Annotated in this window: 22 protein-coding genes, 3 tRNA genes and 2 pseudogenes; 12 read left to right on the forward strand and 15 right to left on the reverse strand. The window is 63.9% G+C overall.

Annotation, left to right across the window (positions count from 1 at the left end):
• Positions 1 to 6 precede the first annotated feature (6 nt).
• The 8 genes from ACLFQI_RS00840 (at position 7) to ACLFQI_RS00875 (ending at position 4,757) form a co-directional block, all read left to right on the forward strand.
• Complete coding sequence (locus ACLFQI_RS00840; protein ID WP_410756900.1) at positions 7 to 522, forward strand: chemotaxis protein CheW; 516 nt, start codon at positions 7 to 9, stop codon at positions 520 to 522.
• Between the two features lie 6 nt (positions 523 to 528).
• Positions 529 to 1,386, forward strand: a complete 858-nt coding sequence (locus ACLFQI_RS00845; RefSeq protein ID WP_410756901.1) for a CheR family methyltransferase — start codon at positions 529 to 531, stop codon at positions 1,384 to 1,386.
• The gene (locus tag ACLFQI_RS00850) at positions 1,383 to 2,444 is read left to right on the forward strand and encodes a protein-glutamate methylesterase/protein-glutamine glutaminase (protein ID WP_410756902.1); all 1,062 of its coding nucleotides are present in this window, start codon (positions 1,383 to 1,385) and stop codon (positions 2,442 to 2,444) included. Before ACLFQI_RS00845 ends, ACLFQI_RS00850 begins: the two co-directional genes overlap by 4 nt.
• Positions 2,445 to 2,468: 24 nt before the next feature.
• Positions 2,469 to 3,398, forward strand: a complete 930-nt coding sequence (locus tag ACLFQI_RS00855) for a response regulator (RefSeq protein WP_410756903.1) — start codon at positions 2,469 to 2,471, stop codon at positions 3,396 to 3,398.
• A 329-nt stretch (positions 3,399 to 3,727) separates the two neighbouring features.
• Positions 3,728 to 3,804, forward strand: a tRNA-Pro gene (locus ACLFQI_RS00860).
• Between the two features lie 17 nt (positions 3,805 to 3,821).
• A tRNA-Arg gene (locus tag ACLFQI_RS00865) sits at positions 3,822 to 3,898 on the forward strand.
• A 74-nt stretch (positions 3,899 to 3,972) separates the two neighbouring features.
• Positions 3,973 to 4,048, forward strand: a tRNA-His gene (locus ACLFQI_RS00870).
• Between the two features lie 73 nt (positions 4,049 to 4,121).
• Complete coding sequence (locus tag ACLFQI_RS00875; protein ID WP_410756904.1) at positions 4,122 to 4,757, forward strand: class I SAM-dependent methyltransferase; 636 nt, start codon at positions 4,122 to 4,124, stop codon at positions 4,755 to 4,757.
• A gap of 115 nt (positions 4,758 to 4,872) precedes the next feature.
• Here the strand turns inward: ACLFQI_RS00875 and ACLFQI_RS00880 are convergent.
• The 9 genes and pseudogenes from ACLFQI_RS00880 to ACLFQI_RS00920 all read right to left on the reverse strand — a co-directional run.
• Positions 4,873 to 5,142: pseudogene (locus ACLFQI_RS00880) on the reverse strand (BREX system Lon protease-like protein BrxL); the annotation flags it as partial.
• Between the two features lie 31 nt (positions 5,143 to 5,173).
• Positions 5,174 to 5,281: pseudogene (locus tag ACLFQI_RS00885) on the reverse strand (BREX system Lon protease-like protein BrxL); the annotation flags it as partial.
• Positions 5,282 to 5,312: 31 nt separating this feature from the next.
• Positions 5,313 to 5,672, reverse strand: coding sequence for a helix-turn-helix domain-containing protein (locus ACLFQI_RS00890; protein WP_410756905.1), 360 nt, complete (start codon positions 5,670 to 5,672; stop codon positions 5,313 to 5,315).
• Between the two features lie 5 nt (positions 5,673 to 5,677).
• Positions 5,678 to 5,980 (reverse strand): type II toxin-antitoxin system HigB family toxin, encoded by a 303-nt coding sequence (locus ACLFQI_RS00895; protein ID WP_410756906.1) that lies wholly within the window; start codon positions 5,978 to 5,980, stop codon positions 5,678 to 5,680.
• Between the two features lie 236 nt (positions 5,981 to 6,216).
• Entirely contained in the window at positions 6,217 to 7,527 is a 1,311-nt protein-coding gene (locus ACLFQI_RS00900) for an MFS transporter (RefSeq protein WP_410756921.1), read from the reverse strand.
• A gap of 43 nt (positions 7,528 to 7,570) precedes the next feature.
• The gene (locus tag ACLFQI_RS00905; protein WP_410756907.1) at positions 7,571 to 7,999 is read right to left on the reverse strand and encodes a DsrE family protein; all 429 of its coding nucleotides are present in this window, start codon (positions 7,997 to 7,999) and stop codon (positions 7,571 to 7,573) included.
• A 34-nt stretch (positions 8,000 to 8,033) separates the two neighbouring features.
• Entirely contained in the window at positions 8,034 to 9,455 is a 1,422-nt protein-coding gene (locus tag ACLFQI_RS00910; RefSeq protein WP_410756908.1) for a PhoH family protein, read from the reverse strand.
• A gap of 10 nt (positions 9,456 to 9,465) precedes the next feature.
• Positions 9,466 to 9,933, reverse strand: coding sequence for a peroxiredoxin (locus ACLFQI_RS00915; RefSeq protein ID WP_410756909.1), 468 nt, complete (start codon positions 9,931 to 9,933; stop codon positions 9,466 to 9,468).
• A 197-nt stretch (positions 9,934 to 10,130) separates the two neighbouring features.
• Positions 10,131 to 10,670 (reverse strand): glycine cleavage system protein R, encoded by a 540-nt coding sequence (locus ACLFQI_RS00920; RefSeq protein ID WP_410756910.1) that lies wholly within the window; start codon positions 10,668 to 10,670, stop codon positions 10,131 to 10,133.
• 160 nt (positions 10,671 to 10,830) lie between these two features.
• On the opposite strand from ACLFQI_RS00920, the gene dapA reads away from it, so the two are divergent.
• Both dapA and bamC read left to right on the forward strand, forming a co-directional pair.
• Positions 10,831 to 11,706, forward strand: a complete 876-nt coding sequence (gene dapA / locus ACLFQI_RS00925) for a 4-hydroxy-tetrahydrodipicolinate synthase (protein WP_410756911.1) — start codon at positions 10,831 to 10,833, stop codon at positions 11,704 to 11,706.
• Positions 11,707 to 11,891: 185 nt separating this feature from the next.
• On the forward strand, positions 11,892 to 13,049 hold the full coding sequence (bamC, locus tag ACLFQI_RS00930) for an outer membrane protein assembly factor BamC (RefSeq protein ID WP_410756912.1): 1,158 nt from the start codon (positions 11,892 to 11,894) through the stop codon (positions 13,047 to 13,049).
• Between the two features lie 109 nt (positions 13,050 to 13,158).
• Here bamC and cydC read toward each other — a convergent pair whose 3' ends face one another.
• The 5 genes from cydC to metG form a co-directional block, all read right to left on the reverse strand.
• Positions 13,159 to 14,928: a thiol reductant ABC exporter subunit CydC gene (gene cydC, locus ACLFQI_RS00935; RefSeq protein WP_410756913.1), complete on the reverse strand. Its 1,770-nt coding sequence runs from the start codon at positions 14,926 to 14,928 to the stop codon at positions 13,159 to 13,161.
• 15 nt (positions 14,929 to 14,943) lie between these two features.
• Positions 14,944 to 16,725, reverse strand: coding sequence for a thiol reductant ABC exporter subunit CydD (cydD, locus tag ACLFQI_RS00940; protein ID WP_410756914.1), 1,782 nt, complete (start codon positions 16,723 to 16,725; stop codon positions 14,944 to 14,946).
• A gap of 30 nt (positions 16,726 to 16,755) precedes the next feature.
• Complete coding sequence (locus ACLFQI_RS00945; RefSeq protein ID WP_410756915.1) at positions 16,756 to 17,301, reverse strand: lipocalin family protein; 546 nt, start codon at positions 17,299 to 17,301, stop codon at positions 16,756 to 16,758.
• Between the two features lie 157 nt (positions 17,302 to 17,458).
• Positions 17,459 to 18,247, reverse strand: coding sequence for a DUF1295 domain-containing protein (locus tag ACLFQI_RS00950; protein WP_410756916.1), 789 nt, complete (start codon positions 18,245 to 18,247; stop codon positions 17,459 to 17,461).
• Positions 18,248 to 18,362: 115 nt separating this feature from the next.
• A complete protein-coding gene (gene metG / locus ACLFQI_RS00955; RefSeq protein WP_410756917.1) occupies positions 18,363 to 20,045 on the reverse strand; it encodes a methionine--tRNA ligase in 1,683 nt (560 codons plus the stop codon).
• A gap of 291 nt (positions 20,046 to 20,336) precedes the next feature.
• Here metG and apbC point away from each other — a divergent pair, with 291 nt between their 5' ends.
• Positions 20,337 to 21,428: an iron-sulfur cluster carrier protein ApbC gene (gene apbC, locus ACLFQI_RS00960; protein ID WP_410756918.1), complete on the forward strand. Its 1,092-nt coding sequence runs from the start codon at positions 20,337 to 20,339 to the stop codon at positions 21,426 to 21,428.
• Between the two features lie 458 nt (positions 21,429 to 21,886).
• Positions 21,887 to 23,254 (forward strand): porin, encoded by a 1,368-nt coding sequence (locus ACLFQI_RS00965; protein WP_410756919.1) that lies wholly within the window; start codon positions 21,887 to 21,889, stop codon positions 23,252 to 23,254.
• Positions 23,255 to 23,554: 300 nt separating this feature from the next.
• Here ACLFQI_RS00965 and ribF read toward each other — a convergent pair whose 3' ends face one another.
• Positions 23,555 to 24,514: a bifunctional riboflavin kinase/FAD synthetase gene (gene ribF / locus ACLFQI_RS00970; RefSeq protein ID WP_410756920.1), complete on the reverse strand. Its 960-nt coding sequence runs from the start codon at positions 24,512 to 24,514 to the stop codon at positions 23,555 to 23,557.
• Positions 24,515 to 24,640 lie beyond the last annotated feature (126 nt).

Consider the following 24,640-nt stretch of genomic DNA (forward strand, 5'->3'; position numbering starts at 1 on the left):
CTGGCGATGACTGCTTCCAATGCAGAGACGGCAGACAGTCTGGAAACCCTGAAGGTATTGACGTTTAAGCTCGACGAAGAGGGCTTTGGGGTGGAGATCAGCGGTATTCAGGAGGTTCTGGAATACCGCAAGGCGACCCGTGTGCCCCGAACGCCGGACTTTATGCTGGGGGTCATCAACCTGCGCGGTAAGGTGATTCCCGTCGTTGATCTACGCAAGCATTTTGAGTTGACTGTCAGTGCGCCGACGGTGGAGACCTGCATCATTATCATCCATGTGATGATCGAGGGGGAAAACACCCCCTTGGGCATCCTTGCCGACCGGGTGCAGGAGGTGGTGGAGATCCCCGCCGAGGCGATCAGCCCGCCGCCGAGGATTGGCAACAAGATCAATTCCGCCTATATCTATGGCATGGCGCGTATCGAAGATGACTTCATCATTCTGCTGCGCTTATCCAGGGTTTTTTCTTCGGAAGAATTGCAAAAAGTCATGGATCAGGCTCAGGATCATCAGGACGGGTAAGGCCCCATGGAGAAGGAGCCTGGGCTACAGGCTGTCGATCACCAGCGGGTGGCGGCCTTTATCGAGCGCATTGCCGGGATTCAGTTACCGGAGCATAAGCGCAGTTTGATTGAAACTCGGCTGCGCCGCCGCGTCAAGGCTACGGGTTACCCTAGCATACAGAGCTATCTTGATTTTGCCTTCTCGCCGGCAGGCGAAGCCACTGAACAGGTGTTGATGCTGGACGCGCTGACCACCAATAAAACGGATTTTTTTCGCGAGCCGACTCATTTCGATTACCTCATCCACTATGTAAACAGCCGGTTGTTGCCCTTGAAAGCAGCGGGGTGGGCAAGTCCCTTGCGGGTTTGGTGTGCCGCCAGCTCAACCGGGGAAGAACCCTACACCTTGGCGATGGTGCTCTGCGAGCTGGAAAGACGGTTGACAGGTTTTCGGTTCGAGTTGCTCGCCACCGATATCGCCCCTTCGGTTTTGGCGACCGCGAAGAAGGCCATCTATGATCGTCAACGCATCGCGTCGGTACCGGAAACCCTGCGTAAGCGCTACTTTCTGCGAAGCAAGGATGCCCGCAATCCTCTGGTTCGCATCGCTCCTGAATTGCGCCAGCGGGTCGTGTTCGATCAGTTCAATCTGATCTCTGGGCATTATGCGGAATGGCCCATTTTCGATGTCATCTTTTGCCGTAATGTCATGATCTATTTCAGCGCGGAAGACCGTAACCGCGTGGTCAAGCAGTTGGCAACACGGCTGAATCTGGGTGGCTTGTTGTTCATTGGTCACTCGGAAACCCTGGGTGTGCGCTCCTCTTTGTTTAAGCAGCAGATCCCGACGGTTTATCGGCTCGTAGAGGATGCCCGGCGATGATCAAGGTGCTGATTGTCGATGACTCGGCGCTGGTCCGCCAAGGCTTGAGCGAACTGCTGGGTAGCGATTCGCACATCGAGGTGGTAGGTACGGCGGCCGATCCCTATGCCGCCGTTGAAAAGATGCGACGGCTCAAGCCGGATGTCATTACCCTGGATGTGGAAATGCCACGGATGGACGGGCTGACCTTCCTGCGCCGGATCATGAGTCAACACCCGATTCCGGTGGTGATCTGCTCCACCCTGACCACTCAGGGCTCCGACACGCTAATGCAAGCCCTGGAAGCCGGAGCCGTGACCATCATCACCAAGCCGTCTTTGGTGGATCGGCTTTTTTTTGAAGAGTCGCGCTTGCAGATTCTTGATGCGGTGAAAAGTGCTGCTCAGGCGCAACTCAAGAAACTGATCCCCAGCCCCAAGCTGAAAGCGGTTGCCAAACAGAATGCCGATGCGGTCTTGCCGCTCGTCCGCCAGAGTGCCTTGCGGGAAACCACCGATAAGATCGTCGCCATCGGTGCTTCAACCGGGGGCACCGAGGCGCTGCGCTTAATCTTGCAGACCATGCCGGTGACCTGCCCACCACTGGTCGTGGTGCAACACATGCCGGAAGTCTTTACCCGTTCCTTTTCCCAGCGGCTGAATGCTCTTTGCGGAATTCGCGTGAAAGAGGCAGAGAACAATGACAGCCTTTTGCCGGGTCAGGCCTTGATTGCGCCCGGCAACAAGCATCTGCTGGTCAAGCGCAGCGGTGCGCGCTACTACGTGGAGATTGCCGATGGGCCGCTGGTGAGCCGACACCGGCCCTCGGTTGATGTTTTATTCCGATCGACCGCTCAGAGTGCCGGTTCCAATGCGGTGGGCGTTATCTTAACCGGGATGGGGGATGATGGCGCCACCGGTCTCAAGGAAATGCGCGATGCCGGTGCGCGAACCCTGGGCCAGGATGAACATTCGAGTGTGGTTTACGGAATGCCGCGAGAAGCCTGGGTCAAGGGTGGGGTCGAAAAACAGGTGAGTCTTGAGCTGATGACCGCGAGTATTTTGAAGGTTGCTCTCTAATCGGCTTCATAGGAGTTGATCGGCATGCGCCAGGATCAAACGATCGTTCTCAAGATTGGTGAACTGGTGTTTGGGCGGGGCAAAAAGCGCCTGCAAACCCTGCTGGGCTCCTGTGTGGCGATCACCCTTTGGCATCCGCAAAAAAAATTGAGCGGCATGTGTCATTTCTCCCTGCCAGCTCGGGGCGAGGCTGAATCCGATAAAGAGCTTGATCCTCGTTATGGCGACGACTCTATTGCCTTGTTCAAAAGGCTGGCGGAAAAAAATGGCACCCTGTTGCGAGAGTTTCACGCACGGATTTACGGTGGCGGCAACATGCTGAAGTTCAGCAAGGTAAAAAGAGTGATATGCCAATCGGATGCCGAATTCAGTCATGTCGGCAGGCTGAATGCCGCGCAGGCCTTTTGTTTGCTGATGCAGGAACAAGTCAAGATCATCGAAACGAATGTCGGCGAACAGGGTTATCGTAAGGTGGATTTCGATCCTGTCACAGGCAATGCTCAATGTCAGTTCGTCTCTGTGATCGATGCCGACTCACCAGCGTCCAAGCCAAAACGGGTCACCAAGATTCTGGTCATTGACGATTCTGAGATAACCCGTCATTTGCTCGCCACAAGCCTGAAAAAGGAAGGTTACCAGGTGCTGGTGGAAATCAATGGCGCGGAAGGCGTGCGCGCTTTCAAAGCCGACCGACCCGACCTGGTGTTGCTGGACGTTGACATGCCGGTGATGGATGGTTATGAGTGCCTCCAGCATCTGCGGCAACTGGCGGCCGATGTTCCAGTTTTGATGCTGACCGGCAATGATGACCCCAACTCCATGACCATCGCGTTTGAATCAGGTGCGACCGATTTTATCAATAAACCCATCCGCATACCGGCATTGAAACAGCGGATTTTTCATGCGCTAAAACAACCGGGGCAGAGCCATGCCCGGGGGCGTGACCCGATTTAGGCGATTCCTGTCAATCGCCTTGTCGCTCCAGCACAAAAAAGCGCCTGACCGAGCTGGCCCGTTCAAGCGTCCGTATCCGGATCGGCCATCGGGTCGTCCACGGTGGCCAGGCACTCGATCTTCCCGGCTTCGATCTCGGCTCGTGCCTAGGGCGGCTGCTGGCGCTCGGGGCCTTGACCTCGGACGGGCGCGGCGTGCCTCGGCGACCCGCCGCATCAAGAGGCGAATCGCTCGCGAACGCCGTTGTTGACGCCATCCCTCCCAGGGCGTATTCTAAAGGGCTTACCAGGCGACTCTAGGACGAGCCGGTAAACAAACGACGCACAGCTCGGGGTATAGCGCAGTCTGGTAGCGCGCCTGCTTTGGGAGCAGGATGTCGGGGGTTCGAATCCCTCTACCCCGACCAACACGGCGGTAGAACGAGCGCCCGTAGCTCAGCTGGATAGAGCAACGGCCTTCTAAGCCGTTGGTCGCAGGTTCGAGTCCTGCCGGGCGTGCCAATGCGCTCCCCATGTGTGCGTTGACGACGCGCACGCAATGCTTGACAGCCAGTGAAGTCAGCTTCGTTTCAATGGTGGACGTAGCTCAGTTGGTAGAGCACAGGATTGTGGCTCCTGCGGTCGTGGGTTCGATTCCCATCGTCCACCCCACTCAAAAAGGGCTCAAGCATCAGCTTGAGCCCTTTTTGTTTGTCCCCTCAATCAACCCCGAGGATTTTTGCGCATGTCCGAGGCGACGAAGCAGTTCTACGCCGGTTTGTTACAGCGCCACGGCACCTCTTGCCGGGCGTTGTCGTTTGCCTCCGTCTCGACCCAGCACGCGCGCTTCGCGGCGCTGCTGCCGGTGTTGCCGACGGACCGGGATGCGGCGTTTTCGCTGCTCGACGTCGGCTGTGGATTCGCCGACCTCTATGGGTTTCTGCTCGAGGCCGGTTATCGCAACGTCGCCTACACCGGCCTCGATCTCATGCCCGACTTCACGGCTCATGCCGCAGCCCGCTATCCCGAGGCGGCCTTCGTCACCGGGGATTTTCTCAAGTTGGGGCCGCAGGGTGGACACTACGATTTCGTGCTCTCGTCCGGGGCGCTGAATCTGGTCAACGAGCGGTATCCCGATCATTACGACTTCGTCTTCGCGATGGTCGAGCAGATGTACCGAACCTCGACCCAAGGCGTGGCCTTCAATCTGCTGTCCGCCGAAGGCCAACGCCATTTCACTCCCGATGCGCGCTTCTTCTACTGCGAGGCCGAGCGGGTGCTCGAGCATTGTCGACGCCAGGCGCCCGCAACCGAGCTTGATCAGGGGTATCTCAGCTACGATTTCACGATTCGCTCGCGGCTGGAAGCCGCCCGCGGCTAAGGGCGCCGTCCTCCATTTATGGCCGCTCAACCTGATTGCCGGACGACATTGACCCCGAAGCTCGGATTCCACGCGATGTTTGTGTCCGCGCGTCAGGGCGAATGGCTATAGCCCTTCATGATGTTGATACCGCTCTGGTCGCTGAAGCGGCTGCCGGCCGCCTCGTCGAAGGCGACCACGTCCCACAGGCGACCCGTCCGCGCTGGCCGGTGGACAGGTCCAGGAACATCGGCGCCGTCGTCGTCTGGCCGCCGGAGACCAGGTGGCAGTAGGGGCTCATCTGCTGGTAGACGAAGCTCTTGCCGGTGCCGCGCGGCCCCAGTTCGACGGCGTTGAAGTTCTTCTCGACGAACGGGATCAGCCGCGGCATGGAGTGCAGCTTGCGGCGCTTGGTGTAGGAGGGGGTGGTTCGGCTCGTAGCCCATCGAGCGCATCGGCAGGTCGAGCCACTGGTCGCGCGTGAATCGCCGCCGTGCCGCGATGAAGCTGTCGATGTTCCGGTTGGAGAGCTGGATCGGACGGATCGCATCGGGCTTGGAACCGTTCGGGTTCCAATCAGGAGCCGATCAGCCGCTCGGCGGGAATCCCGAGGCCGGCATGCAAGCGGCGGATCATCGCGAGACTCAAGCCGCGCTTGCGCGACAGCACCTCGTAGACGCGATGGGGCGGTCCGATGTAGGGCCGCATGTCGGCGACGCTGAGATCCTGCTGCTCCATCCGGAACTTGATGGCGTCGATCGGGTCGGGGGGCAGCACCGGATGCTGCTGTGCCTCATAGGCCTGAACCAACGTGGCGAGTACGTCCAAACGATCGCCGTCTGGGGTTCCAGGCATCGGATCATCCTGCATCAACGCCGAGATCGCCTCGAGCGCGGCTTCGTAGTCGGCTTCGGTTCGAATGGGACGAATCTCCATGGCGGTTACTTCCACTCCACGGTTTCGGCGTCGATCCGGTCGTACTCGGCATGCGTGCCGACGAACTTCACGAACAGAACGCCGGTGTTGTAGGCAACGGCGGCAACGAGCCTGTATTCGTTGCCCTTGATATTGAAGACCACGCGACGACCGCTGAGCACGCTGGCATGCCGAAATTGCTGCTTGATCTCCGCCGGCGTGCGCCATTGGGCGCGGCTTGCCTCATCGTACCAAGCGCGCAACGGTCGCTCGGCATCCGGATGCTGCTGCCAGAATTCCCGCAAGCTTCTCAGCGCAATCACTCGCATTGGGGGAGCCTACTCCCAATTTGGGACTGCCGCAACTAAGGCCCCCGTTGAGGCGGCAGGCCGAGCTACATGTCCCGTCCGACCGTGAGCTTGATGCCGCCCGGCGGAAACTGCTCGCCGGAGCGCGCCGCGTACTTGGCCAACAGAGAATCGACACCACCCTCGTAGAGCTGGCGCTGAATCTTGGGATCGGCCGGCAGCGCAGGATCAGCGGCGAGGCATTGACCACCCAGCGGCTAGTCGCCATGGATTTCGTCGGCCAGCAGCGGGGGACGCGGCGCGCGCAGGCGCACATACAGACTCGCGAGGAAGAGCAGGAGATTGATCGAACCGACGACGACGAAGGGCGCGCGCGGATCGACGCTGTCGAATAGGCGCCCGCCCACCGCAGTGATGATCAGAATGCCGAGGGCGCCGGAGATGTTGAAGGCGCTGAGCACCGAGCCGCGCTGGTTACTGGGGGCCTCCTGGCCGATCAGCGATTGGGCGGCCAGGAACACGCTGATCTGACCGATCCCCTGGAGGATGAAGAAGATCAGCCGGTAATCGCCATAGGGATCGTCGAGCAGGAGCAGCGCGAGGTTGCCGATGGCCGCCAGCAGCATGCAGATGGCAAGCCCGGTGGCGCGGTCCATGCGATCGAGGATCGGACCCATCACCGGTGCCCAGGCCAACGCCGAGATCTGCGCGATGACGAAGATGAGGGTGCCGTTCATCACCGCCTCGGCATCGGTCATGCCGGCGGCGCGTCCGGCCAGCGTGCCCCAGAGGATCAGGAAGGCGGCGTTGACCGATTGATCGCCGCGGGCGATGAAGGCGGCGCCATAGGCGAGCAAGACGCGAGGATTACGCGCCTGCGCGAAGCCGCTCAGAAACAGGGTGCGCACCGTCGGCGGCTCCTCGCGGTGCGCCGGGACCCCGGACTGTAGGCCGAGGCGCACCGCCAGGGCGCCCAGCACACAAATGCCGGCCACGCCCAGATGGGTGAACAGACCCGCCTCGACGGGCCCGATTCCGCGCAGCGTGAGCACTTCCGGCAGCGAGCCGAAGCCCTGGTTCATCGTCACCACGCCGAGGCCGCTGAGCACCCCGACCATGGCCACCAGCTTGCCCCGGCAGCGCTCGATGGGATAGTCCACCAGCACCGTCGACAGCGCCCCCGCCACCGCCACCACGCCGATGCCGTAGAGCACCCGCGCGGCGAACAGCCACTCCACCCCGGGGGCGAGCGGATAGAGGGCATAGGTGGCGCCGAGCATGAGGAAGCCGACGGCGAACACCCCGCGGCGACTGATGCGATCGATCAGGATGCCGGCCGGCATGAACAGCAGCAGGGTGATGACCTCGGTGAACAGGACCAGGTCGCCGGTGATGGTGCCCTGCGCCGATTGCGGGACGCCCAGATGGGCATTGAGGATGTAGGTTTGACCCGCCGTGATGAAGGTCATCAGGCCGATCGACAGGAAGGCCGAGAGGAGAAAGGTGTAACCGTTGAGCCGGCTGACGCCGGGCGTGAGGACGATCGGGCCGATGCGGGACGACGCCATGGCGTCGGCCGCGGCGTCCGTCGCAACGGTTTCAGCGGCGTTCTCAGGGTCGGATGTAGACATAGCCGCGCGACTGCAATTCGGCGATGCGGGTGACGCCACCCTGTTCGGCGATGACGAAGCCGTCGAGCAGCTCATCGCGCTCGATGTTCAGCAATTCCAGGGTAAGGGCGCAGGCCTCGAAGGTCACGCCTTGCTCCCGCAACGAGGCAACGCGCTCGCGCACCCGATTGACCGCCTCGATGTCGTCGAAGCGCTTCACCGCCGGGCCGTGCGTGACGAGCACGATGTTGATCTTGTCGGCGCCGCCGGCGCCCTCGATGTGGCTCTCGATGTTGGTGAGGGCGAACCCGACCTTCTCCTCATCGCTGACGTGATAGACCACGTCGAGCTTGTCATCGGTGGCGAAGGCGGCGCTGGCGGCGAACAGGAGGCCAAGGCCGAGCAGACCGTGTCGCAGTGTTTGGTTCATAGGGTGATTCCTCCGAACGCTGGGTGGGTGGTGTTTAGAGCGCGCCCGAGGCGAAGTCGGCGAGCCTTGAGCGTTCGCCCCGCAGCAGGGTGATATGGCCGCTGTGATCCCAGTCCTTGAAGCGATCCACCACGTAGGTCAGCCCCGAGGTGGTCTCGGTCAGATAGGGGGTGTCGATCTGCGCGATGTTACCGAGGCAGACGATCTTGGTGCCGGGACCGGCGCGCGTGATCAGGGTCTTCATCTGCTTGGCGGTCAGGTTCTGCGCCTCGTCGAGGATGATGTACTTGTGTAAGAAGGTGCGCCCGCGCATATAGTTCAACGACGAGATGCGAATCCGGTTGCGCACCAGGTCATTGGTCGCGGCGCGGCCCCAGTCGCCGCCCTCGGTCTGGGTCAGCACCTCGAGATTGTCCATCAAGGCGCCCATCCAGGGCGTCATCTTCTCTTCCTCGGTGCCGGGCAAAAAGCCGATGTCCTCGCCGACCGGGACCGTGACCCGGGTCATGATGATCTCGCGGTAGCGCCCGCGGTCGAGCACCTGCGCCAGTCCGGCGGCGAGCGCCAGCAAGGTCTTGCCGGTGCCGGCGGTGCCGAGCAGGGTGACGAAATCCAGATCCGGGTCCATGAGCATGTTGAGGGCGAAGTTCTGCTCTTGGTTGCGCGCGGTGATGCCCCAGACGTTGTGGCGTTGGACGCGATAGTCATCGGCGAGTTCGATGATCGCCTCGGTCTCGCTGTGCTTCTGCCGCACGATCGCCTCGAAGGCGTCGTCGCCCTCCAGGCTCAGGCATTCATTGACGTACCAGTCGGAGACATCCGGGCCACTGATGCGGTAGAAGGTACGGCCCTCTTCCTTCCAGGCATCGACGGCCTTGGCGTTGTGCTCCCAGAAGTCGCCCGGCAGCCTCTCCATGCCGGTATAGAGCAGATTGACATCATCGAGAACCTGATCGCTCGAATAGTCCTCGGCGGCGATCCCGAGCACTGCGGCCTTGATCCGCAGATTGATGTCCTTGGAGACGATGACGATCGAGCGCCCGGGCGCGGGCTCGCGCCGTTGCAGCTCCAGCGCCGTGGCCAGGATATCGTTGTCGGCCGAGGTGCCCGGTAGCACGGTGACGAGATCCGTGCCGTGTCGCTCGGTCTGGAAGATCAGGCGACCCGTCGGCGCCTCGCTGAAACCGCGCCCGAATTCGCTCAGCGGATGGATCGGCATGCCGGCCTCGATCTCGTCGCGGTCGGCGTCGCTCATGAGCTGATCGAGGAAGCGGCTGACCTGGCGCACGTTGCGCGCGACCTCCGACAGCCCCTTCTTGCCGGCATCGAGTTCCTCGAGCACGATCATCGGCAGATAGATATCGTGTTCCTGGAAGCGGAACAGGGCGGTCGGGTCGTGCATCAACACATTGGTGTCGAGCACGAACAGGCAGCGGTCGCTTTCGCGCTTGATCATCGCGCCTGACTCAACCGAGCGCGCGCACGGCGGCGAGCACCTCGTCGACATGGCCCGGCACCTTGACCCCGCGCCATTCCTGGATCAGCCTGCCTTGCTCGTCGATCAGGAAGGTGCTGCGCTCGATGCCGAGCGATTCCTTGCCGTACATCTTCTTGGGCTTGATGACATCGAACGCCTTGCACAGCAGCTCGTCCTTGTCGGACAGGAGGTCGAAGGCGAATCCTTGCTTGGCCTTGAAGTTTTCCTGCGCCTTGAGGCCGTCGCGCGAGACGCCGAGGAGGGCGGTATTGACGGCGGCGAAGTCGTCTGCGGCCGCCGTGAAGTCAAGCCCCTCCTGGGTGCAACCGGAGGTGTTCGCCTTCGGGTAGAAGAACAGGACTAAGCGCTGGCCGCGAAAATCGCTCGGTTTGAGCCGTTTGTCGCCGGTCGCCGGCAGCTCGATATCGGGAACCGGTTCGTTGATCGCAACGGACATGGGCGTTTCCTCGTCGGATGTCGATGTGGACTCGGCTGGGTTTGGCCGTGATCGGTTGGTGCTCGCGCTCGGCGTGGCGCCTGGCAGCGAGCCCGAGCCATCGGCCTCGCCTCGGAAAGATCAGGGGAGAGATCAGGGCTGATGACCGGATTGGAAGCGTTTCGCGGCGTTCGGGGGGTGCTCGGGCGCAATCCGCATCAGGCCTTCTGCGGCTCTAGCACGGCATCGAGATTGAGTCCGTCGCAGTAATCCATGAATTCCTCGCGCAGGGTGGCGATGTGGGTGTCCGCCGGGATACCGACGGTCATGTGCACCGCGAACATGGGCGTGCCGGTATGCGCGGCGGCATAGGTCGTGGTGGCCATGTCCTCGATATTGATGCGGCGCTCGGCGAAGAAGCCGGCGAGGTTGTTGACGATGCCGGGATGGTCCATCGCGATCACGTCGACCGCGTAGGGCAGCTTATCCTCGTGCTGAGCGCGCTCGCCGGTGCGCTTGCAGACGAGCGTGAGGTCGAGCGAGCGCTGCAATTCCGGCAGTGCGTTCTCGACCTTGGCGAGGGTGTTCCATTTGCCCTCGACCAACAGGATGGCCGCGAACTCGCCGCCGAGCACGGTCATGCGGCTGTCTTCGATATTGCATCCATATTCGAGGATGCTGCGCGAAAGATCGTTCACCAGGCCGGGATGGTCGGCACCGACCGCGGAGATGACGAGGAAAGTCTTGTGCGTGGCCATGTCTCTGAATTCCTGAGCGCTCGCGGCAAGGAGCGCGAAGTGTAGCAGTAAGCGATGAGGTGAGGCCAAGCGCCGCCGCGTCGAGCGCGGACCGCGCTTGTAAAGTTTCGATTCGCCAAGATACCATTCCAGTCTAATTTTTTGCCCACGGTAGGTCGATATGATACGAGGCAGCATCGTCGCGCTGGTGACGCCGATGGACGCAGAGGGCGAGGTCGACGGCGAGGCGCTTGAACGGCTCGTCGAGCGACACATCGAGGCCGGCACCGCTGCTATCGTCGCCGTCGGTACCACCGGCGAGTCGGCGACGCTGGACGAGGCCGAGCACTGCGATGTGCTGGCGCGCACCGTGGCGGCCGCGGCGGGGCGCATTCCGGTCATCGCCGGCACCGGCGCCAATGCGACCGTGGAGGCCATCCGGCTGACGCGCTGCGCCGCCGAGACCGGCGCCGATGCGGCCTTGCTGGTGACGCCTTACTACAACAAACCCACCCAGGCCGGGCTGATCGCGCACCATACGCGCATCGCCGACGCCGTCGATATCCCACAGATCCTCTATAACGTGCCCGCTCGCACCGCCTGCGATCTGCTCCCGGCGACGGCGATCGAACTCGCGCGGCATCCGCGCATCGTCGGCATCAAGGACGCGACCGGCGATCTCGGGCGGGTCGCCGAACTGCGCGCGGGAGCCGGCGCCGATTTCGCCATCTACAGCGGCGATGACGCCACCGGCTGCGAGCTGATGCTCGCGGGGGGAGACGGGGTGATCTCGGTGACGACCAATGTCGCGCCGGCGCCGATGGCCAAGCTGTGCGCGGCGGCCCTGGCCGGTGACGCGGAGCAGGCGCGGGCATTGAACGCGCGGCTGGATCCGCTGCACCGGCGTTTGTTCGTCGAATCCAACCCGATACCGGTCAAATGGGCGCTGCACGAGATGGGGCTGATCCCGGCCGGCATTCGACTGCCGCTCACCTGGCTGTCATCGGCGCAGCATGCCGCCGTCCGCGAGGCTCTCGTCGAGGCGGGCGTCTTATAACTCGTACGCCCTCCCATGAATGGTTTGACCAGACTACGATGAACACAGCCGCTTCCTCGATTCGACTCGCGAGTGCGCGCGCCCCCGCCGGCCTCTCCCCCTGCGTCTGCCAGGGTGCCGCTCGCCGCGCCCGTCGCCCTTGGCACCGGCTTGCCGGTGGCGGCCGCATCGTGCTGAGCGCGGCCATGTTGTCGACGACTTGGGCACTGCCCGCGCTGCTGTTGACCGGCTGCGGGAGCGCGCAGAAGCTCGACCAATATCTGCCCGACCGCCGCGTCGAGTACAAGAAGGCCCGCGAGGCCGAGGTCAATCTCGAGCTGCCGCCCGATCTCGCCGGCGTCGGTTTCAACGACGCCCTCGATATCCCGGGGGCGAGCGGCACCGCCACCTTCTCCTCCTATGCCGGCGGACAGCGGGCGCGTGAGCGCATGGCCGGCAGCAGCGAGGTCTTGCCGGAGGTCTCCGGCGTGACGCTGAAGCGCTCCGGCGATCAGCGCTGGCTCGAGGTCGATGCCTCGCCGCAGGCGGTCTGGCCCAAGGTCGTCGCCTTCTGGCGTGAGCAGGGGATTCTGCTCGAGGAGCAGGATCCGGCCGTCGGCGTGATGAAGACCGACTGGCTCGAGAACCGCGCCGAACTGCGCCGGGACTTCGTCACCAATATGCTGCGCCAGGTGGCCGGGGGCTTGTATTCAACCTCCACCCGCGATCAGTATCGCGTCCGCATCGATGCCGGGCCGCGCGCCGACACCGCCGAGGTCTACCTCACGCATCGCGGCATGGAGGAGCGACTGGTACGCAATACCGCCGGCGAGGGCGCGACGACGATCTGGGAGCCGGCGCCGACCGATCCGGGCAAAGAAGCCGAGATGCTGCGACGGTTGATGCTGTCGCTCGGCGTCTCCGACCGCAACGCCGAGCGCATGCTGGCACAGGGCGGTGGCTCGGCGGCCACGACAGCGGCACCGCGCGTCGCCGCCGCCCGGTTGGTCGCTGCCGGTGCCGGCAGCGAATTGGTGATCCCGGAAGAGTTCCGGCGGGCTTGGCGCCGGATCGGACTCGCGCTCGATCGCACCGGCTTCGCGGTCGAGGATCGCGATCGCAGCGCCGGCGTGTTCTTCGTGCGCTACGACGACCCGAGCAAACGCGAGAAGAAGAAAGGTCTCCTGTCGAGGCTCGCGTTTTGGCAGGGAGGCGAGGGGCCGGATCGCGCCAAGACCTACCAGATCCGCGTCCAGGGCGATGGCCAGGAGAGCCGGGTGGTGGTGCACGACGAGGCCGGCCAGCGCGAGACCTCGGCGACCGCAGAGCAGATTCTCGAACTGCTGAGGGAGCAGCTCGGCTGAGCGCGCGACGCCGTCATGGCCGCTCGACGATTGCCGGACAACACTGAGCTAGACGCCCCGATCCACGCGATGGTCGTGTCCGCGCGTCAGGGCGAATGGCTCGCCTGAATCAGTCGAGATCCAATCCAAGCAGGCGCGGGTAGATCGGCGCCTTGAGCAATTCGGCATGGGTGCCGCGCTCGACCACGCGGCCTTGGTCGAGTACCAGGATCTCGTCCATCTGCGCCAGCGCGACCGGCTTGTGGGTGATCAGCAGCACCGTGCGTCCGGCCATCAGCCGTTGCACCGCGTCCATCAGCGCGCGCTCGGTGACCGCGTCCAGGCCTTCGGTCGGCTCGTCGAGCAGCAGGATCGGCGCGTCGCGCAGCAACGCCCGCGCGATGGCGACGCGGCGCGCCTGACCGCCGGAGAGCCGCACCCCGGTTTCGCCGACCCAGGTGTCGTACCCCTCGGGCAGCTCGGCGATGAAGTCGTGGATCTGAGCCGTCGCGCAGGCCTGCTCAAGCAGCGCTTGCGGGGCCTCCGGAGCGGCGATCAGCAGGTTCTCGCGGATGCTGGCATCGAACAGGTGCGTGTGCTGCGAGACCAGGGCGATACGGCTGCGCAGATCCTCGCCGGGGAATTGCTCCAAAGGCACGCCGCCGAGCCGGATGGTGCCGGCCTCCGGCGCCCAGAAGCGCAGCAGCAGGTTGAACAACGTGGTCTTGCCGGAGCCGGTGGCGCCGACGATGGCGACCCGTCGGCCCGGCGGCAGTTCGAGATCGATGCCGTCGAGGGTCGGCCGCTCCTGATCCGGGGCCGGGTCTGACCCACCGCCAGCAGTCGTCCCCGTGCTCGGATAGCGAAAACGCAGCCCTTTGATCGACAGCCCGCTGTCTTTTGGCTGCGGCGCGGGACCGCTCGGCTCCGGCACCGCCGGCTCGGTATCGACGATCGCGAACAATCGGCGCGCGGCGGTCAGCGTCGATTCGAGCTGCTGGAAGGCCATCGGCAAGGGCGCGACGGCCTCGAAGGCGGCGAGCGAGAACAGCGCCAGCATCGCCAGTTGCGGTGGCGCCAGGCTGCCATCGTGCACCAGCGGGATGCCGAGCCAGAGCATGCCCCAGAGCGTCAGGTTCGCCGTCAGACCGGTCGCCGCCTGGGCGATGCCGGTGAGCTGACTCATGCGCGCCTGCTCGGCGACCAGCGCCCGGCTGAGCCGATCCATGTGCCGCGCATGGCTGTCGGCGGCGCCATAGATCAGCAGCTCGGACAGGCCTTGGGTGCCGTCGATGCTGGTTTGGCGCAGCTCGGCCTGGAGTTCGACGATGCGTCGGCCCGGCGCCTTGCCGAGCCAATGACCGAGCGCCGGCAGCACCACGCCGGCGATGAACAGCATATCCAGCAGCAGCAGCGCGAGCCCGAGATCGTGGAGCGCGGTGAAGATGAAGAACGCAAGCCCGGCGGTGAGCGCGACCAGCACCGGCACCAGCACCCGCACATAGAGATTGTCGAGGGCGTCGATATCGGCGCGGATGCGCGTCAGCAGATCGGCGCTGTGATATTCCATCAGCCGCGCGGGCGCCAGCGGCTCCAGATGCCGATAGAACCAGACCCGCAGCCCGGCGAGCTGGCGCAGCGTCGCCTCGTGCGTGATCAGACGCTCGAAATAGCGCCCGGCGGTCCGGGCGATGGCGCTGCCGCGGATGATCGCCGCTGGCGTGAAATAGTTCATCGCCAGCCCGGCCGCGCCCGCCATCGCCATCGCGGTGATGAACCAGGCCGAGATCGCCATCAGCGTCACATTGGCCAACAATGTGATCAGGGCGACCGCGAAGCCACCGAGCATCCAGCCGCGATAGGGCCTAAACAGGTGCCAAAGCCGAATCAGCTCAGGCATGCGGAAGGTCTCCTCTCATACAGCCTCCGGCTCAGCCGCATCCGGCGCGAGCAAACGAACCATGCGCCGATAGGGTCCATCGCGTTCGATCAGCGCGGCATGGGAACCGGATTCGACGATGCGCCCGCCATCGATGACCAGGATGCGGTCGGCGTTGCGCACCGTGCTCAGCCGATGCGCGATCACCAGCAGCGAACGGCCTTCGGCGAGCCGATCCACGGCGCGTTGCACCAGCGCCTCGCTGGCCGGATCGAGGCTGGCGGTGGCCTCGTCCAGGATCACCAGCCGCGCATCGCGCAGGAAGGCGCGCGCCAGCGCGATGCGCTGGATCTGGCCGCCGGAGAGGCCGGCGCCGCGCTCGCCGACCGGGGTCTCGTAGCCGCGCGGCAGCCGCTCGATGAATTCGGTTGCCTGCGCGCGTTCGGCCGCCGCGCGGACCTCGTCAAGGGTCGCAGCGGGCAGGCCGAGCCGGATATTGTCGGCGATGGTTCCTTGGAACAGACGCGGCTGCTGCGGCAGCCAGGCCAGGCGCCGACGCCAGTCGGCGAGCGCGAGCGCGTTGAGATCCTGGCCATCGACGCTGATTCGCCCGGCCGCGGGGCGGATGAAACCGAGCAAGAGGCTGGCGACCGTGGTCTTGCCGGCGCCGCTCGGCCCCACCAGCGCGATGCGCTCGCCGGGCGCGATCTCGAAACGCGCGCCATCGAGTGCGGGGCGACCCGGCTCATAGCTGAACGCAACGTCCTCGAAGCGGATGTGCAGGGGGCTGTCGGCGCTCAGGCTCGCGACCTGTTTGGGCGGCGCTGGCAATGCGGTGTCCAGCACCGCGACCAGGCGCTCGGCGGCGGCGATCGCCTCCATGCGGCCGTGATAATGGGTGCCGAGATTGCGCAGCGGCGCATAGAACTCGGGCGCGAGCAGGAGGATGAAGAAGCCGGTGACGAAGCTGATCTCGGGCGGGGCGATCAGCTCCGGGATCGGCAGCGCGAGCTGATAGAGCCGGAAGCCGATGAACACCGCGATGATCGCGATGCCCAGCGTCGAGAACAGCTCCAGCACCGCCGAGGTCAGGAAGGCGACCCGCAGCACGCGCATGGTGCTGGCGCGATAATCCTCGGAGATGCGCGCGATCACCTCGGCCTCGCGGCGGCTGGCATTGAACAGCTTCAGCGTCGTCAGGCCCTGGATCACGTCGAGGAAATGCGCGCCCATGCGCGCCAGATCCTTCCACAGCTGCTGATTCAGCCGCTCGACGCCGCTGCCGATCAGGATCATGAAGAGCGGGATCAGCGGTGCGGTGACCAGCATGATCAGCGCCGACAGCCAATCCAGCGGCAGCACCACGATCAGGATCGCGAGCGGGATCAGCGCGGTCAGCGACATCGCCGGCAGATAGCGTGAATAGTAGGCCTCCACCGCCTCGATGCCACGGGTGATGTCTTCAGCGATAGCCCCGCTGCGCTGGCCGGCCATCCAGGCAGGTCCTGCGGCCTGGATGTGGCGGTAGAGCCGATCGCGCAGGCTGATCTTGACCTGCGCGGCGGCGCGGAAGGCGCTTTGCTCCGAGGCCCAGGCGATCGCCGCGCGCAGCACGAACAGGTCGAGCAGGAGCCAGAGCCAGTGGCTGACAGCGGCCAGTTCGGCCTCGCCGAAGACCAGAGCGTCGATGATCTGAGCCAACCACCAGGCCTGTAGGATCAGCAACACGCCATTGCCGAGGCCAAGCCCGACCGAAAGCCGGAGCCAGCGCGCGGCGCGCGGCCTTTGGTCATCCAGTAATGCGCGGGGAGCGGTCAAACGGGGAGGCTCCGAGAGTGAGTTCCGTGATCAGGCGCCTTGCTGGGGGACGCGTTGCAGCTTGCTGGGATCGTAGCCGACGCGTTCGATAAAGGCCTTCATCTCCTCGAACTCGGCGTCGCTGAACGTGGGCGTTCTCGACATCACCCAGACATAGTCGCGCTTGGCACGGCCGATGACCGTGTTCTGATAGTCGTCGTCCAGATAGATGATGCGAAAGTCGGCCTTGATCGGCCAGATGAACTGCATGCCCCAGTGCGCGTTGGTCGTCGTGTCCAGCACGAAGCCCTTGGGATGATGGACCTTTTGCGGGCCGTCGAAGGCATCCTTGTTGAAGGTGAAGGTGGTGGCAATGGTCCCGTCCGGGTTCAGGGCATAGGACTCGACGGCGTTGTGGGCGCCCTTCTCGACGAAGGTCGGGATGTTGGCGACCACGTACCAATCGCCCATGAATCGTTCCAGGTCGACATGATCGACGGTCTTCATCGGTTCACCTCCGGTTTCGAGACAGCCACTGAGCAGACTGAGGAGGCCGGCCGCGAGCAGCAGCCGCCCTGTGGGTTGGAATCGCCGCATCAGCGTCTCCGATGGATAGGGTTCAAGGTGGCGGCTGGTGCCGGGTTGCCAGCAGGCCGCGCTTGGGCCTCGGGCGATTTGCGTCAATCGCCTAAGTGGTGCTTTATACCAGAGCCGCAACAGGCCAGAGCCGCGATTCGCCATCGGCCGCGCGCGGCTAGTCGTTTCCGCTTGGCGCGCGCGGCGGGCCGGGAAAGAAGGCGTTGGTGCGCTGGATATAGTCACGATAGGCCGGGCGGCGCTCAGTGATGTCCTTTTCGAGCAGGCTCACGCCGGAGACGCGCAGCAGCAGGATGGTCATCAGGATCGGGCCGACGATGCTCCACCAGGCCCCGGCCGAGAGCGCGAACAGGTAGTAGCCCCACCAGATGCAGGCCTCGCCGAAATAGTTCGGATGCCGCGTGTAGCGCCAGAGTCCGCGATCGAGCACCTGGCCTTTGTTCGCCGGATCGGCCTTGAAGGCCGCGAGCTGTCGATCGCCGATGGCCTCGAAACCGAAGCCGATCAGCCACAGCAGCATCGCCGCATAGTCGAGCCAGCCGAGCGGCGCCGCGCCCAGGATGCCCCCGAGCAGGGGCAGCGAGATGATCCAGGCCAGCACCGCTTGCAATCCAAACACCAGATAGAGGCTCTTGTACCAAAACCCTGGCTCGTTCTCGGCGCGGATGGCCTGATAGCGCCGATCTTCCGGCCGACCCCGGTTGCGCAACGCGATGAACACCGAGAGCCGGAGCGCCCAGACCGCGACCGCGAAGAGCAGGATGTACGCGCGCGTCTCCAAGGCCGGCGCCCAGAGGCTATAGACCAGCGCGAGCACCAAGAAGAACAGCGACCAGAGACTGTCGACAAAGCTGACATCCTGCTTCTGGATGCTGCTCAGCCAGGCGGTGACGGCGATCGACAGCACGACCGCGAGGCCGACGGCATAGATGTTGAGATCGAACATGGCTCACTCGTGGTTTATGGGCGGGCAGCGGGCAGCGGCGGGCTTGCCGACGGTTGCTCGCGCTTGCGGGCGGAGATTGTGCGGATGGCTCAGCTTGACAACCCCCAGTGGCGGGTCAGCGCTGAGTCGCAGCGCTCAGGTCTTGTTTCGAGGCCTCGAGCATGGCCGCGATCTGCTTCGGCTCGATGCGCGTCATCAGCGGCTTGAAGGGGGCGATCTCGTGATCGAGCAGCGGCTGTTCGAGCTGCTCCCAGCGCAGCGGCGCGATCCGCAGGAACTGCTCGGCGGCCTCGGCGGTGCCGGGCAGGATCGGCTTGAGCCAGCCGATCAAGAGCCGGAACAGGTTCAGCCCCTGGGTGCAGATGCCCCGCAACTCGGCCTCGCGGCCTTCCTGCTTGGCGACCACCCAGGGCGCCTGCTCGTCAATGTACCGATTGGCGCGATCGGCCAGGGTCATGATCTCGCGCACCGCGCGGCTGTACTCGCGGCCCTCGTAGGCCTCGGCGATCACCGGGCTGGCGGCGACGAAGGTCGCGAACAGCGCCGGGTCGGGCAACGCGGCGGCGAGCCGGCCATCGAAGCGCTTGCTGATGAAGCCGGCGGTACGGCTGGCGATGTTGACCACCTTGCCGACCAGATCCGAGTTCACCCGCGCCTGGAAGTCGTCCAGGCTGAGGTCGATATCGTCGACGCCCGCGCCGAGCTTGGCGGCAAAATAGTAGCGCAGATACTCGGGATCGAGATGATCGAGATAGGTGCGCGCCTTGATGAAGGTGCCGCGCGATTTCGACATCTTCTGGCCATCGACGGTGAGGAAACCGTGCGCGAAGATCGCGCTCGGGGCGCGGAAGCCGGCGCCATGCAGCATCGCCGGCCAGAACAGCGCATGGAAATAGATGATGTCCTTGCCGATGAAGTGATAGACCTCGGCCGGGCTCTCGGGCGCCCAGTAACGGTCGAAGTCGAGGCCGGCGGCCTGGCCCTTGGGGTTGTCGCAGAGATGCTGGAAGCTCGCCATGTAGCCGATCGGCGCATCCAGCCAGACGTAGAAGAACTTGCCGGGATGATCCGGGATCTCGAAGCCGAAGTAGGGCGCGTCGCGCGAGATGTCCCATTCCTGCAATCCGGCCTCGAACCACTCATCGAGCTTGTTGGCGACCTGTCCTTGCAGCCCGCCACCGCGGGTCCAGGCCCTGAGCATCGGCTCGAAATCGGCCAGGCGGAAGAAATAGTGCTCCGAGGTGCGCTGCTCGGGCACGGCGCCGGACACCGCCGAGCGCGGGTTCCTCAGCTCGGCCGGCGAGTAGCTGGCGCCACAGGCCTCGCAGTTGTCGCCGTATTGATCGGCGGCGCCGCACTTCGGACACTCGCCCTTGATGAAGCGATCGGGCAGGAACATCCGCTCGACCGGGTCATAGGCCTGCTCGATGCGGCGCTTGGCGATGTGGCCCGCATCGCGATTGCGCGTGTAGATCAGGCTCGCGTAGTGGCGGTTCTCGTCGGAATGGGTCGAGTGGTAGTTGTCGAAGCCGATGCGAAAGCCGTCGAAATCGGCGCGATGCTCCTCGGCGACACGGGCGATCAGCGCCTCGGGCGTGATCCCTTCCTGGCGTGCCTTGAGCATGATCGGGGTGCCGTGGGCGTCGTCGGCGCAGACGTACCAGCAATGCTCGCCGCGCATCTTCTGGAAGCGCGCCCAGATGTCGGTCTGGATGTACTCCACCAGGTGGCCGATGTGGATCGGGCCGTTGGCGTAGGGCAGGGCGCTGGTGACCAGGATGTCGCGGGGTTGACGCATTGCAAAGGGCTCTGAGATTGGCAAGGAGGTTTGGCGAGAACGAGTCGCGCGCGCACTTGAGCGCGGACCTGGGTCCGCAGCGGTGCTCGAAGCGGTCAAACGCGCCCAACATTATCGGGCAGCGCGCGGCGGATCGCCAAGCAGGCTTGAATTAGCGCTTGCTGATACCAGTTCGAGTGCCAGCGTCGGGGTCGGTTCGTCCGCTCTCGCGATCGAACCCAGGCACTCGCAACCGACCCATCCATGCCAGCCCGCGGACCACCGCGGTTGCCACAGACAACGGAGTTTCCCATGACCGAAGTGACCAAAGAGACTGTCGAAGCCGCCCTCAAGGACTACATCGAGCCCCATCTGGGGCGGGATCTGGTCTCCGCCAACTGTATCAAGGGGATCGAGGTCGAGGGCGATCAGGTCAAGGTCCAGGTGCTGCTCGGCTTTCCGGCCAATGGGATCAAGCAAGCGATCACGGAGGCGGTCAAGGCGCGGGTCGAAGGCATCGCGGGCGTCGGCATGGCCCAGGTCGATGTCGGCTGGCAGGTCAAGGCGCACTCGGTGCAGAAGTCGCTGAAGCCCATCGACAGCGTCAAGAACATCATCGCTGTCGCCTCCGGCAAGGGCGGTGTCGGCAAATCGACCACGGCGGTGAATCTGGCGCTGGCGCTGGCCGCCGAGGGCGCCAAGGTCGGCATCCTGGATGCCGATATCTATGGCCCCTCGCAACCGCGGATGCTCGGTGTCTCCGGCAAGCCGGAGTCGAAGGACGGCAAGAGTCTGGAGCCGATGGTCAGCCACGGCCTGCAGACCATGTCGATCGGCTTCCTGATCGAGGAGGAGACGCCGATGATCTGGCGCGGGCCGATGGTGACCCAGGCGCTGGAGCAGTTGCTGAACGATACCAATTGGTCCGACCTTGACTACTTGGTCATCGATCTGCCGCCGGGCACCGGCGACACCCAGTTGACGCTGGCGCAGAAGGTGCCGGTCTCGGGCGCGGTGATCGTCACCACGCCGCAGGATATCGCCCTGCTCGATGCGCGCAAGGGCCTGAAGATGTTCCAGAAGGTCGAGGTGCCGGTGCTCGGTATCGTCGAGAACATGAGCATCCACATCTGCTCCAAGTGCGGCCACGAGGAGTACATCTTCGGCCAGGGCGGCGGCGAGAGCATGTCGCAGCAATACGGGGTGGATATGCTCGGCGCCTTGCCGCTGGACATTCGGATCCGCGAGGAGACCGACGGCGGCAAGCCGAGCGTGATCGCCGACCCGGAGTCGCGTATCAGCGGACTCTACCGCGAGATCGCGCGCAAGACCGCCGCTAAGCTCTCGCTGCAGGCGAAGGACTACGCGGCCAAGTTCCCGCGCATCGTGATCCAGAACAACTAGGCGATTCACGCAACGTGGCTCGGAGCCGTCAGCCTGCCTGGGCGCTCGGGGCGCTTGCATGGTGCGACAGTGTTGCACGCGAGGATATCGCCGCCATCGCCGCGTCCTGCTTGAGCAGGCGCCACGCCGAAAGTGCTGCAAATCCCGGCTGAGTGTGCAATGATCGCCACACCAAGGACGCTTCGGGTGTCCCTTCGGAGGCCTCAATACACCCTGGCGTGAGCCGTCCCGTCCTCTGTAACCCGCTGTTTATGATATGAATTCGCGGGGAACGCCAGGGGTCCTCTGTTGCGCGATCATCGAGTTGTTGCGACGCTACAACGAAATCGCCAGTTGTCTCTTTTTTCAAAAAAACTGTTGCGAGTGATCCCAGCCTAGTCTACTATTTCCGTTGCAAGGCACGATTGCGGAAGATTGGTGCAATCTTTCGTCTTTTTCACAACACAGCGGAGATCATGATGCAGAAGAAGCTTCTCACCCTGGCCGTCGCCGCCGCGATGGCCGCCCCGGCTGCCGCGATAGCCGAGGCCACCCTCTACGGCAAGTTGAACATGTCGATCGACTATGCCGATGTCGATAATGCGTACGGAATAGACGCAAACGACGATAATTCTGGCGCTGTTTACGTTACTCCGGACGGAAACCTGGCACCTCCGGATACGATCTACCTCGACGCCAACGGCAATCCGATCATCCGAGACGGCGAAGACTTCAAAGGTTGGGGTATCTCCCGCGAAGGCGACTTTATCCCTGGTTCGAGTCGGGCGAGCCGCCTTGGCGTCAAGGGCTCCGAGGATCTCGGCAACGGCCTGAAGGCCATCTACCAGGTCGAGCTTGGCCTGAATCTGAGCGCCGCCGACGACAACATCACCAGCGGCAATAACAAGGGTATCAGCTATCGCAACAGCTTCGTCGGTCTGGCCGGCGACTGGGGTACCGCGTTCGTCGGTCGTCACGACACCCCGCTGAAGATCTCCACCGGTAAGCTGGACCAGTTCGGCGACACCATGGCGGACTACAACGGCACCGTCGGTTTTCACGATATCCGCGCCGACAACGTCATCGCCTATATCTCGCCAAACGTCTCCGGTTTCTCGTTTGCTGGCGCCATCATCGCCGGCGGTGGCGCGACCGATGACTCGGGCCTGAATATCAACGAGGATTCACTGGCAGGCGCCTGGTCGCTCGCCGGTATCTACAACAACGGTCCGTTCTACGCGTCTCTCGCTTATGAGTCGCTCGACAAGGACATGTTCATGAATTCCGAGACCAGCCTGGCTGGCAAGGGCCAGTGCATCAACGCCGATGGCAGCCAGGACCCGGATTGTGACTACGTCAGCGATGCGTACGACAAGTGGCGTATCGGTCTTGGCCTCCTGGACTTCAACGGCTTCACGCTGGCCGCGATCTACGAGCAGCAGGAGAATCGTCCTGACGGTCAGACGCGTAGCGCGTGGACCTACTACAACGCCGATGGCACGTCCTCGACTGTTGGTTTGTCCAATGGTGTCGAAAAGCAGCAGCTGTGGCAGATCCAGGCCGCCTATGCCTTCGGCAACAACAAGGTCAAGGCCATGTACGGCTCGGTGGATCGTGACGACGACAAAATCCTCGGTGAAACCCGCGATGTGGTCAGCCTCGACAGCCTGCGTGACGATCTCGAAGGCGACAGGAATACTTGGGCCATCGGCTTCGACCATAACTTCAGCAAGCGCACCAAGGCCTACGTGCTCTATACCGCTGTGGATGATGACAACAACGGCATCCCGGGTGAGGATGGCGTCGAGTGGAGCGGCTTCTCCGCTGGTATGATCCACAAGTTCTGATTTTACTCAGACGTTGGGATGAAAAACGGGGCCTTCAGGCCCCGTTTTTCGTTGGCCCCGCGAGGCAGGCAAACCCGGCCCTCGGAAAGAAGAGGGTGCCGCCCGACCGAGGGGAAGACCATCCAATGGGCAAGGACATCGCTGGTAACGGAGGGTCCACGCACTGAAGGACGAGGCTGATACCGGCATGAAAGCGAAAGCGACAGGCGAGGGGTCGCGGCGGCTATTGGCGAATTGGGACGAGCGCGCTTCAGGCCCGTGGCGCGCCATCTGATTCAGGCCGACGAGCGGCGGCTGGGTTTATGGATCCTGACCAGAGCCCGCATCGATCAGCCACGCGCGCGCCGCTTCCGCATCGCGGGCGATCTGCGCCCGCAGCGCCTCGAACGAGTCGAAGCGCTGCTCATCGCGCAAGCGCAGTAGGAACTCCACCTGCAGATGCGCGCCGTAGAGATCCGCATCGAAGTCGAACAGATGCACCTCAAGCCGCTCATCGGTGCCGTCGAGGGTTGGACGGCGGCCGATGTTCGCGACGCCCGGCCAAGGGGTCTTGGCAACGCCATGCACGCGCACCGCATAGACCCCGCGCAGCGGGCTGACCCGCCGATGCAGATTGATGTTCGCGGTCCGGAAACCGATGGTGCGCCCGCGCCGGTCGCCATGGCCGACCCGTCCGCAGATCCGATAGGCCCGACCGAGCAGATGCCGGGCCTGCTCGAAATCCCCAGCCGCCAGCAGCTCGCGAATCCGCGTGCTGCTGATGCGCTCATTGCGATGCCTGATGGTGCGCAGGTTGGCGACCTCGAAGCCTTGAGCGTCCGGCAGTTCGGCACCGACCGCTTCGAGCAGGGCATAGTCGCCGGCACGGTTATGGCCGAAGCGAAAATCGTCGCCGACCAGCAGGAAGCGCACCCCGAGCCCTTCGACCAGCACCCGGCGGATGAACTCGCGCGCCTCCATCGCCGCCAGCCGTGGTCCGAATTCCAGCAACAGGATGCGGTCGATGCCGTCCTCGGCGATCGCCGCAACCTTCTCGCGCAGTCGCGTCAGTCGGGCCGGCGCGAGGCTCGGCGCGAACGACTCCATCGGCTGCGGCTCGAAGGTGATCACCGTCGCCGGCAGCCCGAGCGCCGCGCCTTGTGCCAGCAGCCGTTGAAACACCGCGCGATGGCCAAGATGCACGCCATCGAAGTTGCCAATGGTCGCCACGCAGCCGCGATCCTGGTCGCGCAGATTATGCAAGCCTCGAATCAGCCGCATGCGAGAGAGTCCGTCGGGTCGGTGAGCCAGTGCCGTCGATTATAGGGCGCGTCACCATGCACTGCGCTGTCGATGACCAATGCTCGCGCCGGTCGCGGGGTGTCTTCGGGCACCCGTGAATGCCGA

The sequence above is a fragment of the Halochromatium sp. genome (assembly GCF_046541315.1).
Lineage (GTDB): Bacteria > Pseudomonadota > Gammaproteobacteria > Chromatiales > Chromatiaceae > Lamprobacter.